The sequence below is a fragment of the Halobaculum roseum genome, assembly GCF_019880245.1.
GTDB classification, from domain to species: domain Archaea; phylum Halobacteriota; class Halobacteria; order Halobacteriales; family Haloferacaceae; genus Halobaculum; species Halobaculum roseum.
This window is the reverse complement of sequence record NZ_CP082286.1, coordinates 2,060,692-2,074,689: the sequence shown is the minus strand read 5'-3', so window position 1 is coordinate 2,074,689 and position 13,998 is coordinate 2,060,692. Positions and strand designations below refer to the sequence as shown.

The 13,998-nt window shown below is 71.0% G+C and carries 14 protein-coding genes; 6 read left to right on the top strand and 8 right to left on the bottom strand.

Features of this window, described 5'->3' with window-relative positions; genetic code table 11:
- Positions 1–24: 24 nt before the first annotated feature.
- The 4 genes from K6T36_RS10500 (at position 25) to K6T36_RS10485 (ending at position 2,305) form a co-directional block, all read left to right on the top strand.
- Positions 25–219 carry a hypothetical protein gene (locus tag K6T36_RS10500; protein ID WP_222921240.1) on the top strand — a complete coding sequence of 65 codons (195 nt, stop codon included), beginning with the start codon at positions 25–27 and terminating at the stop codon, positions 217–219.
- Entirely contained in the window at positions 216–524 is a 309-nt protein-coding gene (locus tag K6T36_RS10495) for a DUF7520 family protein (protein WP_222921239.1), read from the top strand. Before K6T36_RS10500 ends, K6T36_RS10495 begins: the two co-directional genes overlap by 4 nt.
- A gap of 123 nt (positions 525–647) precedes the next feature.
- Positions 648–1,049 carry a universal stress protein gene (locus K6T36_RS10490; RefSeq protein ID WP_222921238.1) on the top strand — a complete coding sequence of 134 codons (402 nt, stop codon included), beginning with the start codon at positions 648–650 and terminating at the stop codon, positions 1,047–1,049.
- Between the two features lie 92 nt (positions 1,050–1,141).
- Entirely contained in the window at positions 1,142–2,305 is a 1,164-nt protein-coding gene (locus tag K6T36_RS10485; protein ID WP_222921237.1) for a hypothetical protein, read from the top strand.
- 109 nt (positions 2,306–2,414) lie between these two features.
- Here K6T36_RS10485 and K6T36_RS10480 read toward each other — a convergent pair whose 3' ends face one another.
- Together K6T36_RS10480 and K6T36_RS10475 are read right to left on the bottom strand one after the other, a co-directional pair.
- Positions 2,415–4,022: a glycosyltransferase family 39 protein gene (locus K6T36_RS10480; protein WP_222921236.1), complete on the bottom strand. Its 1,608-nt coding sequence runs from the start codon at positions 4,020–4,022 to the stop codon at positions 2,415–2,417.
- Complete coding sequence (locus tag K6T36_RS10475; RefSeq protein WP_225935095.1) at positions 4,019–5,416, bottom strand: aryl-sulfate sulfotransferase; 1,398 nt, start codon at positions 5,414–5,416, stop codon at positions 4,019–4,021. Before K6T36_RS10475 ends, K6T36_RS10480 begins: the two co-directional genes overlap by 4 nt.
- A gap of 347 nt (positions 5,417–5,763) precedes the next feature.
- Here K6T36_RS10475 and K6T36_RS10470 point away from each other — a divergent pair, with 347 nt between their 5' ends.
- Both K6T36_RS10470 and K6T36_RS10465 read left to right on the top strand, forming a co-directional pair.
- Positions 5,764–7,560: an ABC transporter substrate-binding protein gene (locus tag K6T36_RS10470; protein WP_225935094.1), complete on the top strand. Its 1,797-nt coding sequence runs from the start codon at positions 5,764–5,766 to the stop codon at positions 7,558–7,560.
- 5 nt (positions 7,561–7,565) lie between these two features.
- On the top strand, positions 7,566–8,480 hold the full coding sequence (locus K6T36_RS10465) for a phosphatase PAP2 family protein (RefSeq protein WP_222921234.1): 915 nt from the start codon (positions 7,566–7,568) through the stop codon (positions 8,478–8,480).
- Positions 8,481–8,504: 24 nt separating this feature from the next.
- Here K6T36_RS10465 and K6T36_RS10460 read toward each other — a convergent pair whose 3' ends face one another.
- The 6 genes from K6T36_RS10460 to K6T36_RS10435 form a co-directional block, all read right to left on the bottom strand.
- Complete coding sequence (locus K6T36_RS10460; RefSeq protein ID WP_222921233.1) at positions 8,505–9,212, bottom strand: DUF4013 domain-containing protein; 708 nt, start codon at positions 9,210–9,212, stop codon at positions 8,505–8,507.
- A 209-nt stretch (positions 9,213–9,421) separates the two neighbouring features.
- A complete protein-coding gene (locus tag K6T36_RS10455) occupies positions 9,422–10,141 on the bottom strand; it encodes a thioredoxin family protein (protein ID WP_222921232.1) in 720 nt (239 codons plus the stop codon).
- 1 nt (position 10,142) lies between these two features.
- Positions 10,143–10,835, bottom strand: coding sequence for an ABC transporter ATP-binding protein (locus tag K6T36_RS10450; protein WP_390182333.1), 693 nt, complete (start codon positions 10,833–10,835; stop codon positions 10,143–10,145).
- Positions 10,836–11,032: 197 nt separating this feature from the next.
- A complete protein-coding gene (locus tag K6T36_RS10445) occupies positions 11,033–11,791 on the bottom strand; it encodes an ABC transporter ATP-binding protein (RefSeq protein ID WP_222921231.1) in 759 nt (252 codons plus the stop codon).
- Positions 11,788–12,978 carry a branched-chain amino acid ABC transporter permease gene (locus tag K6T36_RS10440; protein WP_222921230.1) on the bottom strand — a complete coding sequence of 397 codons (1,191 nt, stop codon included), beginning with the start codon at positions 12,976–12,978 and terminating at the stop codon, positions 11,788–11,790. Before K6T36_RS10440 ends, K6T36_RS10445 begins: the two co-directional genes overlap by 4 nt.
- On the bottom strand, positions 12,975–13,928 hold the full coding sequence (locus K6T36_RS10435; RefSeq protein ID WP_222923421.1) for a branched-chain amino acid ABC transporter permease: 954 nt from the start codon (positions 13,926–13,928) through the stop codon (positions 12,975–12,977). The genes K6T36_RS10440 and K6T36_RS10435 overlap by 4 nt, the downstream gene beginning before the upstream one ends.
- Positions 13,929–13,998 lie beyond the last annotated feature (70 nt).

Here is a 13,998-nt window from a genome sequence, read left to right as displayed (position 1 = left end):
CAGTTCGGCGGTTCGGCGGTTTTTGTGTTTTTCGAGGTTTTCGGGGTTCTCCGAGGGTCCGTTCACGGCGAGCCCCGCGGCCGCGCCGTCGCGGACGGCCGGGCTTTTGTTCGCGCGGCCCCGAGCGGGGGTATGAGCGACAAGGACCTCCTCGGACTCGTGCTCGGCGGCATCGCCCTGCTCATGTTCGCGACCGGCCTGATCCTCGTGTTACAGTGAGCGCGTCGCGAGCCGACGCGGACGGGAGCGACCGGAGCGGGGGCAGGCGGTTCGGCGGCCGACGCGTCGTCGTCGCGCTGTACCTGCTCCTCACTGCCGTCGGCGGGACCGCCGGGGTGCTGGTCGCCACGTTCGTCGACGAGTTGAGCGCGCCGGAGCTGTTCGCGGTGATCCCGCTGCCGGCGACCCCGCTGGGGTTCGGCGTCTACGGCGCGGTCACGATCGCGACGGTGCTTGGGATCCCGCTCGCGCTGGTGGTGTACGTCTCACGGCGGATCGACGACCCGGCCGCGATCGACAAGTGAGTCGGCCCCCACCCGGGCGGTCGACGGCTGCCGGTCGCCGACCGCCCGAGCGACAGCGAGTTTCGGGGGCGCAGCGTCGCCGGCGGCGAAAGGACTAATCCCCGTGCGGGAGTGGTTCGCCGTATGTACCACGTAGTACTCGGCGTCGACGAGGACGAGGAACACGCGCGCGCCGCCGCCAAGGAGATCGTGAACCTCCCGGGCGACGGGAGCGATACCGAGGTCACCATCGTGCACGTCTTCCAGGACAACCCCAGCGGCGCCTCCGCGACGCAGGTCGCGTCGGTCCGCGAGGCCGAGGAGCTGCTGGAGGACGCGGGGATCGCCGTCGACGTGACCGAGTCCAGCGGCGACCCCGCCGACGCGATCATCGAGGTCGGCGAGGAGGCGGACGCGGACCTGATCGTCGTCGGCGGGCGCAAGCGCTCGCCGGCGGGGAAGGCGCTGTTCGGCTCGGTGACCCAGACGGTCATCCTCAACGGCGGCCGCCCGGTGATGGTCACCGGCGTCGTCGACGACGAGTAGGAACCCCGGACGGCCCCGTCCCGGTCCGGTCCGCTGACACCGGGATCGGCCCCCACACGTATGGTCACGCACCCGGTAGCGACTGCTGTGGGATGCGGATCAGACTGATCGCGTTCGTCGCCATCGTCGTGTTCGCCCTCCTGGCCAGCGTCGCGGTCGACCCGTCGACGCCCGGGACGGGCGAGAACCCGGCTCCCGAGCGCCTGTATTCCCTCGAGGAGACCGGGAGCCACCTCTGGCCGTACACCAGTCGGACGCGGTCGATCGAGGGGCGGACGCTCGCGATCAACGTCGTCGTCCGGGCCGATCCCGAGGAGCTCAGGACGGCGCTCGTCGACCGCTCGGACGGGAACTGGACCGAGGTCGAGGGCGACGACGCGGGGGCGGTAGGGGGCGACGACGCCGTCGGGGTCGACACCTCGCCGTGGCGGCCCGCCCGCGGCGCCGCGCGGTACACGTACGTCGCACCCGGCCGGGAGGCGGCCGGAACGTGGGTCGACGCCGACTACCAGTTGAGCACCGGCGCGTACCTCGGCCGCCGGATCCACATCCGGGTGTATCCGGCTCCCGGGAGCGACTGGAACGCGATCCAGGCGCACGCCGAGTACTGGGACTGGTTCCGGCTGCGTCACACCGTGACCGGGATCCGACCCGGGGCGCAGTTCATCGAGCGCGATCTGCGCGACGAACCGTTCGTCGAGCGCGTCGCCCGCGAGTACCACGGCTACCACGGCGGCGGAAGCGACGGGTGGACGACGACCATCGAGTTCGCCGCCCCCCTCGCGCTCGTCGGCGCCGTCGCCGCCGGCCACAGGCGCGACTGGCTCGACGGCCGCTGGTCGCCCGCCGACGTCGCCCTCCCGGTCGCGCTCGCGGGCGTGTTGCTCGGCGTCCGGTCGCTGGGGTTGGCCGTCGAGAGCGCCGTCCCCGCTGCCGACCCGCGGATCTTCGCCGCCGGGCTGTACCCGGTGATCGCCTTCGGGCCGCCGGCGCTCGTGGTGTGGCTCGCGAGCGACCGCCCGCCCGAACGGACGGCGGTGGTCGCGGGCGGCGGGCTCGGCACCGGCGTCGTGCTCGACCTCCTCGGCGTCGGCGTCCGGGAGGTGCCGATCCGGCTGGCGCTGCATCGGTTCGCGCTGTGTTGTGCGCTCGGGCTGTTCGCGCTCGGCATCGCCCGCGGCGACCGACGGATCGCCGCCGCGGGCGCGATCGCGTGGCTGCTCGCGCTCGCGGGACCGCTGGGCGGGTACGTGTGACCGGGGGAGCCGACCGGACCGCCGACGGGGCCGGGCGGCCGCCGCGAGCCTCACTCGGTTGTCACAGCCTCGGCCGGAACTCGCGGGCGTCAGTCGGAAGTCGCAGGCGTCACTCCTCCGTCGTCTCAGTCGATCGGTAGACGACGACGCCGTCGTTCTCGTAGGCGTGCGTCCACCCGTCGGCGTGCGCGAACGAGCGGTTCAGCGTGCCGAAGGTGACCCTCGACTCCCCGCGGACGGTGTATCGCCCCTTCGGGAGGTAGACGTGCGTAGGCGTAGCGCCGACCGAGTCGGACGCCCGCTCGACGCACTCCGCGCTGTGACACGCCGACAGCGTCTCGAACGCCTCGAACTGTCGCTCGTACGCGCCGGGGTCGCGCCACTCCACCCCCCACGGCCCGACGAGCAGCGTCCGGCCGGTCAGCGCGGGGAGCCACTCGGCGGCGTCGCCGACGGCGACGAACGTGGCGTCGGGGGGCGTCTCGGCGGCGACCCACGCCATCGCCTCGCGGTCGTCGCCGTCGACGAACTCCGGGGTGGAGGGGTCGCTCGCGAGCGTCATCTCGTAGCCGAGGGCGGCCCCGCCCCCCGCCGTCGCGACGAGGATCGCGACCGCCGCGAGCACGGCGCGGGCGTCCGGCCGGTCGGACGCCGACGGTACCGGGGAAGACGGCGCGAAGTGTGTGAGGCGGTCACCCGCGCTCGCGAGCGCACCGTCGGGTATCCGACCGGCGAGGTCGACGGCGACCGCCGCGAGCGCGACCGCGCCGACCGTGTAGGCGAACCGCGGCTGTTTGAACAACAGCTCGGCGACGACGACCCACATCGGGAGCAGCCGGTCGCCGCGCGCGAGGAGGTACGCGGCCGCCGCGAGGGGCACCAGCGTGAACGGCGACAGCTCGCCGGCCAACAGCGCCGCGCCGCCCCCGACGCCGCCGTGGGTGCCCGCGGCGGCGCCGAACACGCCCGGGCCGTGGGTGGCGACCGCCCACGCCAGCCACGGCGAGGCGACCGCCGTCCCGCCGAGCCCGACGGCCAGCCCGCGGAGCAGTCCCGCCGGCGACCGGTCGAGCGTCGCCCACAGGACGACGTAGCTCGCGACGACGAACAGCGCGTACGTCGGGTGCGACAGCGCGGTCAGCCCGAACAGGACCGCGCCGGCGACGAGCGCCCGCCGCGATCCCGTGGTGTACGCGCGGTAGCCGGCGTAGATCGACGACATCGCGTACAGGAACGCGAACGCGCGGACGACGCCGCCGGCGGAGACGTGCCACTCCAGGACCTGCGGGTTCACGGCGACGAGCGTCGCCGCCGCGGCACCGCCCGCCCGCGACCCGGCGATGTCGCGCCCGAGCAGGTAGACGGGGACGGCGACGGCGACGACCGCGACGCTGGGGAGGAAGCGGGCGACCGCGAGCGGGTCGGCGCCCAGATCCAGCAGGACCGCGAACGCGTAGAACTGCAGCGGCGGGTACGCGAACGGGACGCCCTCGGCGGTGTAGCCGGGGATCGACGCCGGCGGCAGGTAGCCGTTGGCCGCGATCTCGGCGGCGATCTGTGCGTACAGGCCGGCGCCGTACGCCGGATACGGGTTACTCGCGAGGTACACCGCGACGGCGACGAAGGCGGGCACCAGCGACAGCGCCAGCCACGGCCGGTCGCGGGCGTCGACCGGGAGCGCGTCGAGCGCGTCGGCGAGGTCGCGTCCCCTCGTCATTTTCGCTCGAAGCGGACGGGCCACCGCAGCGACGCGGAGACGCCGCGGCGTCGGTACTCGCTCCACGCGAGCGCGGGCAGCGACACGAGCAGCGCGAGGACCGCCGCGCCCTCGGCGAGCCCGACCCACCGCGGGCGGACGTACGCGACGGCGTTGACGAGCGTGGGCGGCGCCGCGGCGGCGACACGGTCGAGCGTGGACCCCGTCTCGGGGTCGAACGTCCGCGACTCCAGGCCCAGCGACGCCGCCGACTCGCCGCCGGCGCTCTCGTCGCCGGTGCCGAGGCGCTCTGACTCGTACGGGAAGCCGATGTCGGCAGACCAGACGACCTCCCCGTCGGTGTCGACCTCGACGACGCGGTCGCCGTTGGAGTCGGTGATCAGCGTGTGGCCGTTGGGCAGGCGGTCGGCGTCGCGGGGCCACTGCACGCGGTCGTCGCGCCAAGTCCACGAGCGCTCCCAGGCGCCGTCCTCGCGCTGGTACTCGACGACGCGGCCGTTCTCGGAGTCGGCCACGAGGAGGGCCGGACCGCCGCGTTCGGGCGGGATGTAGTCGGGGTTGTGCTGCTCGTAGAGGGTGTCGTGGTCGCCGTCGCTCCCGAGCGTCCAGTCCTCTCGCAGGCCACGCTCCATGTCGACGAACACGACCTGGTCGTGGTTGCGGACGCTCACCATGACCGTCTCCCGGCCGTCGATCTCGACGTACTCCACGTCGTTGATGTGGGTCCAGTCCTCGGGGAACGGCCCGCCGCTTTCGGTCGGATCGAAGTCGGACTGGGCGTCCCACTCCCACTCGGTCAGCCCGGTCGTCGTGTTCACGACGAACGCGCGGTCGCGATGGATGTCGGCCACGAGCAGGCGCTCGTCGTCGATCCGGTCGGCGTCGTGCCAGCGGGTGGAGTGTTTCCCGGGCGTGATCCGGCTGAACACGTCCGTCGACTCGCCGGTGGTGAGGTTGACGCGCTCGACGCCGTTGCGGGTGCAGACGCTCCCGTCGCACTCGTCGGCGTCGAGGTGGTCCGCGTACACGAACTCGACGGTCGCGTCGGTGCCTTCGACGGGGTCGACGTCCCAGTACCGGGTGTGTTCGTTCTGGTGGTAGTAGACGTTCCCGTCGGGGGCGAACGCGACCAGCTCCGCCTGGGCTCTCGGGCCGTCGTTCTCGTCGGCGACGAACGCGTTCGAGTCGGTCGCGACGACGGTGATGTCGTCGCGTTCCCCGACGACCGCGGCGTCGTCGCCGGTGCGCAGCGCCTGTTCGACGGCCGGGTCGCCGGTGACGTCCTCGCTCGAACGCTGGGCCTCGACGTAGCCGACGGCGAGCGTGGCGGACGCGACGAGGACGACCGCGAGGAGGAGGAGGCGGGGTGACGGCATCGACGGTCCCGGGGGCATGTCACACGCTCCGCCTCGCCCGCACAAATACCCACCGTGACGCGGACATCCACCCGACACGGGTCAGCCGTCGGAGACCCGACACGGATCAGCCGTCGGAGCGGGATCGACCGAACCGTCGGAGCGGGATCGATCGGCCGACGTGGTGGGATCGTCGTTCCCCGAGCTCGGAAACTCCAAAGGCATATTCAACCAGGTACCCAAACAGACGGCAGATGGATCCCCGTCCGTCGTCCGGACCGTCACGCCGGCGTGCGCTCGCGACGATCGCGAGCGGCGCTGCCGTCGCCGCGAGCGGTTGCGTCGGGCGAATCCGTACGATGTCCGGGTGGGAGTCGCGGAGCCAAGTGACGCTCGATATCAAGGCCGCCCCGGCCGACGAGGACCCGTACGCGCTCCGCGTTGGACGACAGGTCGCCGAGTGGTACCGCGCGGCCGGCATCGACGCACAGGTCACCCCGGTGTCCGAACAGGAGCTGTTCAGACAGGTGCTGTTGAACCGGGAGTTCGACCTGTTCGTCGCGCAGACGCCGACGCGGTTCGAGCGGCCGGACGGGCTCTACTCGCTGTTGCACTCCCGGTTCGTCGAGACGCCCGGCTGGCAGAACCCGTTCGGGTACAGCGACCTCGGCGCCAACGAGCTCCTCGAGACGCAGCGCCGGACGACAGGCCGCGAGCGCGAGGAGGCGATCGCACAGCTACAGCAGGCGATCGCGAGAACCCAGCCGTTCACCGTCGTCGCGTTCCCCGACGACATCCGGGCCGCGCGCACCGACGGGTTCGACGGCTGGCGGGAGGCGGACCTCCGGTCGCCGACCGGCTATCTCTCGCTCGAACGGACGGGCCGGGACGGACCCGAGGACGGCCCGCGGACGACCGCCACGGAGTCCGCCCCGGCGGACGGCGACCGGTCGGCGTCGACGCTGCGGGTGGCCGTGACCGACCGGCGCGGCACGTCGAATCTCAACCCGCTCGCCGTCGAGTTCCGGCGCAACGGCGTGTTGACCGGGCTCCTGTACGACTCGCTCGGGTACGTCGCCGAGGACGGAACCGTCGAACCGTGGCTCGCCGAGTCGTGGGGTGTCGACGCCGACGGGGAGGCGCCGGTCGCGCGGGTGCGGCTGCGGGCGGACGCGACGTGGCACGACGGGGAGCCGCTCACGGCCGAGGACGTGGCGTTCACCTACGATCTCCTCGCGGACACCTCGCTCGGATCCGACGGCGGCGAGGACGCGAGCGGCGACGGGTCGGGCGGCAACGGCGGAGACGGGTCGGGCGGCGACGGCGACGACGGGCTCCCGGACGACGAGGAGGTCCCGTCGCCGCGGTTCCAGGGCCGGATCAGCCTCGTCGAGGAGGCGCGGGCGATCGACGACCGGCACGTCGAGATCCGGTTCGTCGAGTGTACCCCCGGGATCGCCGTGCGCGCGCTCACGGTTCCCGTCCTTCCGAAGCACGTCTGGAGCGAGCGGACCGACACGGCCGCGTTGGCGGGGATCGAGATCGGCTCGGTGACCGACGCGCTGGTGACGAACAACATCCCGCCGGTCGGGAGCGGCCCCCTCCGGTTCGTCGGGAACACCCCGCGCGAGTCGCTCACGCTGGAACGGTTCGACGACCACTTCCTCGTCGACGCGGCGCCCGAGACGCTCCCGGAGGGCGTCGACGGCCCGCCCGCGTTCGACCGGTTCGCCGTGCGGGTCGTCGGCTCCGGCGTGAGCGCCGTCGGCGTCGTCACCGACGGCGAGGCCGACGTGACCGGCACGCCCGTCGGCGCCGGGACGGTGCCGCAGATCGGACGCTCGGACGACACCGACCTGATCGTCGACGGCCGAACGCCGCCGTACGTCGTCGGCTACAACGCGCTCGCGGCGCCGCTGTCCAACCCGCAGTTCCGCAACACGCTCGCGCGGCTGATCGACCGCCCGACGCTCGTCGGCGACGTGTTCGACGGCTACGCGCGGGCGTCGGTGACCCCGCTCGCGGGCACCGACTGGGTGCCCGAGGAGCTCGAGTGGGACGGCGTCGACCCGGTGACGCCGTTCTTAGGCAGCGACGGCGAGGTCGACCCCGAGAGCGCGATGGAGGCGTTCGAGACGGCGGGATACAGCTACGACGACGGGCGCCTCGTCCGGACGGACTGATCACGATGAGTCTGCTCGATGTCGTCCTCGAGGTCGTCGCGGTCGTCGGCGTGCTCCACCTCGCGTCGGTGCTCGTGTTCGTCGCCCGCGACCGGCTCGTGGACGCCCCGCGAACGGTCCGGTCGACGGTACACGACGCGAGAGGGCCGCTGGTCGTACTGCTCGTGGTATTGGCCGTCAACGGCGTCGTTCGGCGGATCGGCGTCGAGCTGTCGTGGGTGGTCGGGGCGAACGTCACCGGCGTGATCTACGCGCTCGAGGGCACGTTCGTGGCGGCCGTCCAGTCGTACGCGACCCCGACCGCGACGGCCTACTTCGCGTTCGTCTACGTGTTCGGGTACGTGTACCTCCTCACGTTCCCGCCGATCGCGTACGCGCTACGGGGTGACGGCGGCGGGCTACGGAAGCTGCTGATAGCCTACGGGCTCAACTACGGGGTCGGCCTGGTCTGTTACGTCCTGTTCGTCGCGTACGGCCCACGGAACCTCATGCCCGAACTGGTCGACTCGCTGTTGTTCGAGAGCTGGCCGCGGTCGCAGCTGCTCACCAGCCAGGTGAACGAGAACACCAACGTCTTCCCGTCGCTCCACACGTCGCTGGCGGCGACGGTCGCGCTCGTGACCTGGCGGGAGCGCTCGTGGCGGCGGTGGACCCCGATCGCGGTCGTGCTCGCGGCGTCCGTCGTCGTCTCGACGATGTATCTCGGCATCCACTGGGCGACGGACGTGGTCGCGGGGATCGCGCTGGCGGCCGGCAGCGTCGTCGCCGCCGAATGGATCGAGTCGGGTCGCGACCGCCCCGCCCGTGAGGACGCCGGCCCCCCGAACGACGCGACCGACCGCGACCGACCGGCCGACACGGACGACGATCGCGGACGGAACGAGGGGCGGGAGCGACACGACGGGCGTGCATCAGAGTGACCCCGTGACCCGTCGACCTCGACCTCAGACGGCCGATCCCCCGGCCTCGGGCCGGCTCGCCCCCTCGGCCTCCGTGCGGGCGTCGGCGTACCCGTCGGCCCACAGGCGCGCGGCGACGACCTGGGCGTAGAAGAACACGAACGCCCCGACGACCGCGCCGAGGATCGGGATGCCGTTCAACACGCCGACGAGCACGCTCGCCGCGAGGAAGACGACGAGCGAGAACGCCCACGCGGTCGCGTACGTCCCGCTGAGGACGACCGGCTTGAGGATATCCAGATCGAACGCCGCGCCGACGCGCCGTTCGTCGGCGAAGGCGACGACCGCGGCCACGGCCACGTAGCCGAAGACGATCGAGAGGACCGCCGTGAGCAGCCCGCCGACGACGAGGCCGGCGATGCCCGTGGCGGCGCCGCCCCGCGTCCCGGTCGCGATGGCGACGATCGACCCGCCTACGGTCACCGCACCTACGATCGCGGGGACGAGCATGTAGGCCGCCCCGACGAGGAACGCCTTCGCGCCGTCGACGACGAGTTCCTCCCAGTCGCCGAACGTCGGCGGGCGCGGGTCGCCCTCCAGCGAGTGCCGGATGACGCGAACGACGTAGCCGTACACCGGGAGCAGGGGGAGCAACAGGAACCCGAACGCCGAGAGGACCCCGCCGATGAGGACCGTCTTCACCCAGTCGTCGTGTTCGGTCGGGTACGTGACCGCGTCGCTGATCTGAGACATAGCGGCATATCACGCCGGTTCTGCTTAGTAAGGCACAGGGTACGCGGGGTACGCGGGACGAAACCCACCCCGACGGCCGGGGTCGATCGCGACTGCGCCGGGGACGGGTTGACGCCGGCGAGTGAGTCGAGCGGACGCGACGCGAGAAAGAGCGTCAGAAGAGTAAGCGAACGCGACGCGAGTGAAGGCGTCGGGGCCTGGTCGACCGGTCAGTCGTCGCCGAAGGCGTCCGCCACCAGATCGGCGACGGCCGACGGCGACTGGTACCCGGTCTCGACCCCCGCCTGCCGGCCGTCGGCGACGCACACAACCGCCGGCGCCACGTCCACGTCGAACCGCTCGCGAACGGTCGGCGTGGCCTCGCCGTCGACGCCGGCGACCGCCACGTCGTCGGGGAGCAAGTCGAGCGTCTCCGCGAGTTCGGCCTTCATCGACTCGCAGGGGTCACACCGGAGCCGCCAGACGAACACGACCGCGCGCTCGTTGGCGTCGAGGAACGCCTCGACCTCGTCGTCCTCGAGTTCGCGCATCCCCTGCGGGACGGGCGTCGCCGGCGCCACGTCGACGACGATGGACGCCATCGTCGCCCGTTCGAGCGGGTCGGGCACCGACTCGTCCTCGTCCTCGAAGTGCGAGCGAAGCGAGAGGTACGCGACGAACTCCTCGCGGGTGACGCCCTCCTCGTCGATGCGACGGACGGCCTCCGAGTACTCGAGGCCGAACGCGTCGGCGACGGCCTCGGTGAACTCCTTGTCGGGGAGGTCGCCGTAGCTTTGCTCGTACAGGTCGATGATGTCGTGCAACGCCGCGGAGATCCGGAGCGTGTCGTTCTCGTCCTCGCGGATCGCGCCGACCTCGATCAGCCGGTCGAGCATGGCCTCGGGGTCCGGGGGGTCGGACGCGTTTCCGGGGGTGGGATCGGCCGCCATCTCAGACACCCAGGTACTTCTCGCGGGTTTGCTCGTCGGCCCGGAGCTCCTCGGAGTCGCCGGCGAAGACGACCTCGCCCTGGTCGATCACGTACGCGCGGTCGGCGATGTTCATCGCGGCGACGGCGTTCTGCTCGACGAGCAGGATCGTGGTCCCGGCGTCGGCGATCTGCTCGATCGCCGCCTCGACCGTCTCGATGATCTGCGGGGCGAGCCCCTCGTAGGGCTCGTCGAGCATCAGCAGGTCCGTGTCCTGCTTCAGCGATCGCGCGATCGCGAGCATCTGCTGTTCGCCGCCGGAGAGCGTCCCCGCCTTCTGTGAGCGACGCTCCTCGAGCCGCGGGAACACCTCGTACACCTCCTCGTCGGACATCCCCGCGTGCTCCATCGACACCTCGCGTCCGAACGTGTTCGACCAGTTGCGCGCGACGTCCGACAGGTGGAGGTTCTCCTCCACCGAGAGGTTGGGGAACACGCGACGTTCCTCCGGCACCAGCGAGATACCCAGCGAGGAGACGTCCTCCGTCGAGTAGTCGGTGATGTCGGACCCCTTGAACCGGATCACGCCGTCGCGGACGTCCGGCGGGCGAGCGCCCGCGATCGACCGCAACGTCGTCGTCTTGCCCGCGCCGTTGCGCCCCAGCAGCGTACACACCTCGCCCTCCTCGACGTGCATCGAGAGGTCGCGGAGGATGTGACTCTGCCCGTAGTAGGCGTCGACGTCCTCGACCGAGAGGAGGTGGTCGCCGTCGGCGGCCGCGGCGGTCGCCCGCGCGGCGTGAGAGTCGGCCTTCTCCACCGCGGCGGCCTCCTTGGCCGCGTCCTCGTCGGTCGTGTCCGCGGCGGCGGCCCCGTCGGCCGCGTCCTCGGCGGAGTCGGGGGCGTCGGAGCTCACAGCTCCACCCCCCCGAGGTACGCCTCCTGCACCTGTTCGCTCTGTTGAACCTCCTCGGGCGTACCGTCGGCGATGACCTGCCCCCGGTTCAACACGAGGATCCGGTCGGCGATTCGGAAGATGATCTCCATGTCGTGTTCCACGATGAGTATCGTGAGCCCGAGGTCCTCCTGGAGTTCCTCCACGAGGTCCACGGTTTCGGCCGTCTCGTCCGGCGACATGCCGGCGGTCGGTTCGTCCATCAGCAACAGGTCCGGCTCGGAGGCCAACGCGATCGCGATCTCCAGGCGGCGCTTGTCGCCGTACGGGAGGCTCGCCGCCTCCACGTCGGCGTCCCCGAGCAGATCGACCGCCTCGAGCATCCGGTCGGCCGTGTCGTGCACCGCGTCGAACCCGGCGAGTCGCTTGAGGAAGTTGACCTGGAACGAGCCGTGTTCGGCCGCCAGCGCGGCGATCTCGACGTTCTGCCGGACGGTCATCTCCGGGAAGATCGACGCCGTCTGGAACGACTTCGAGATCCCCGCCTGCACGGTCTCGTGCGGCTCCAGGTTCGTGATGTCCTCGCCGTCGAACTCGACGCTCCCGGCGGTCGGCTCGAGCGCGCCGGTGATGCAGTTGATGAGCGTCGACTTGCCGGCGCCGTTCGGGCCGATGACCGCCCGGGTCTCGCCGGACTCGACCTCGAAGGTCACGTCGTCGACGGCGACCAGCCCGCCGAACTCCTTCGTCAGGCCGTCCGTGTGCAGGAGGCTCATTCGCGCTCACCCCCGTCGGCCGCGGCCGGCTCGTCGCCGTCGCCGCCGCCCCGGCCGTTCACCATCGCCGCGAGGTCCGCGAACGCGCCGTAGATGCCCCGCGGGAACACCCACACGATGAACACGAACACCGCACCGAGCACGAACCGCCACAGCGAGCCGATGGAGCCGATCATCGGCAGGCTGACGCCGGAGATGACGTTCGCGACGTACTCGAACACGAGCGCGCCGAACACCGGCCCGATGAGGCTGCCGGTGCCGCCGAGGACCGTCATGATGACGAAGTCGCCCGACTGGATCCAGTACAGCCCCGTCGTCGGGTGGATGTACTGCTCGTGGATGACGAACATCGCGCCGCCCACGCCGGCGAACACGGCGGAGATGATGAACGCCATCAGCTTGTAGCGGAACACGTTGAGCCCGACGAACTCGACGCGTTCCTCGTTCTCGCCGAGCGCCTCGAAGATGAGGCCGTACGGCGAGTTGATGATCCGGTTGCCGACCCAGAGGGCGGCGAGCATCACGACCGACGTGAACCCGTACATCACCGTGTACGAGTCGAACACGGGGACCAGCTGGGCGTCCAGCGGGAGCGCCCCGACGAACAGCCCGTGTGCCTCGATCCCCGAGAAGCCGTTGTCGCCGCCGGTGAGCCACGACCCCGGGCCGAGCGCCCAGAAGTACAACGCCTGCCCGAACGTCAGGGTCAGGACGGCGAAGTACACGCCCGACCGGCGGATCGAGACGAACCCGATCGGCCACGCGAGCAGCGTCGCGACGATCGTGCCGGCGATCACCATGAGGATCGGGCTCGGGACGACCTGACTGAACAGCGCGGCCGAGTACGCCGCGGATCCGAAGAACGCGGCGTGACCGAACGACAGCAGGCCGGTGTAGCCGAGCAGGAGGTTGAAACCGATGACGATGATGCCGTAGATGAGCACCAGCGACGGCAGACCGGTGTAGCCGCCGATGGAGATGCCGATCACGTCTCCGACCGCGCCGAGGATGTCGATCAGCAGGAACGGGAACACGACCAGCGCCGCCGCCGTCGCGATCACGACGAAGTCGTCGCGGTCGCGCAGCCCCGCCAGCGCGGAGCCGCCGGAGCCGCCGGCGGCGTCCTCGGTCACGGTGCCGCCGTCGGGGACCGCCTCGTTCGCGTCGCCCGAGCGGTCGCCGCTCATTCGCCCACCTCCGCGGAGCCGAACAGGCCCTCGGGCTTGACGATGAGCATGAGCGCGACGAACAGGTAGAGAACGATCTGCGCCCACTGGCTGTACGTCTGGGTCATCGCCGAGATGATGACGCCCAGCACCAGGCCGCCGGCGATGGCCCCGCGAACGGAGCCGGCGCCGCCGACGACGATGGTGAGGAACGCCGGAACCAGCGCCTGTTCGGTACCGATCTGGGGGCTGACCGTCTGGATCGACGCGCCGATGAGGCCCGCGAAGGCCGCGAGCGCAGCCCCGACCGCGAACACCAGGCTGTACGAGCGGTTGATCGGGATGCCGAGGATCCGGACCATCTCGGAGTCGTGGGTGCCCGCCTGAACGACGAGCCCGAAGTCCGTCCGCTCGATCACGAGGTACGTCAGACCGATGACGAGGAACGCGATGCCGATGATAAACAGCCGCCACGACGGGAACAGGCCGACGAGCGGCAGGCTGATCGGCTGGGAGACGTTGACGCCGAAGATCGTCGAGGGAGCGATCGACTGGAACGTGTTCCCGCCGATGACGTTCTTGACGGTCTCCTCGACGATCAGCGCGAGGCCGAACGTCACGAGCAGTTGGTCCGTCTCGGGCCGATCGTAGAACGGCTCGGCGACGAACCGCTCCATGAGGAGCCCGATGCCGAACCCGACGATCGGGACGACGAACAGCGCGGCGAGAAAGCCTCCCTCGAAGCCGAGGGTCGTTATCCCGGAACTGTACAACAGCCCGTTCGAGAGGGCGGTTTCCTGAAAGACGATCAGTCCCGTGTACGCGCCGACGAGATAGAGCGCCCCGTGCGCGAGGTTCAGGAACTCCATCGTCCCCAGGATGATAGTGAGGCCGATACCCAACAGCGCATAGATCGCGCCCTGTTGGAGGCCGTTGAGGAGTATCGATGCGATCTCGGACTGTAGGAGCAACATTATCGTTCGTGTAGGTGCGGTGTGGTCCGCTTGGTAGTAGTTGTCGGTGTTGACATTCGTTGACGTG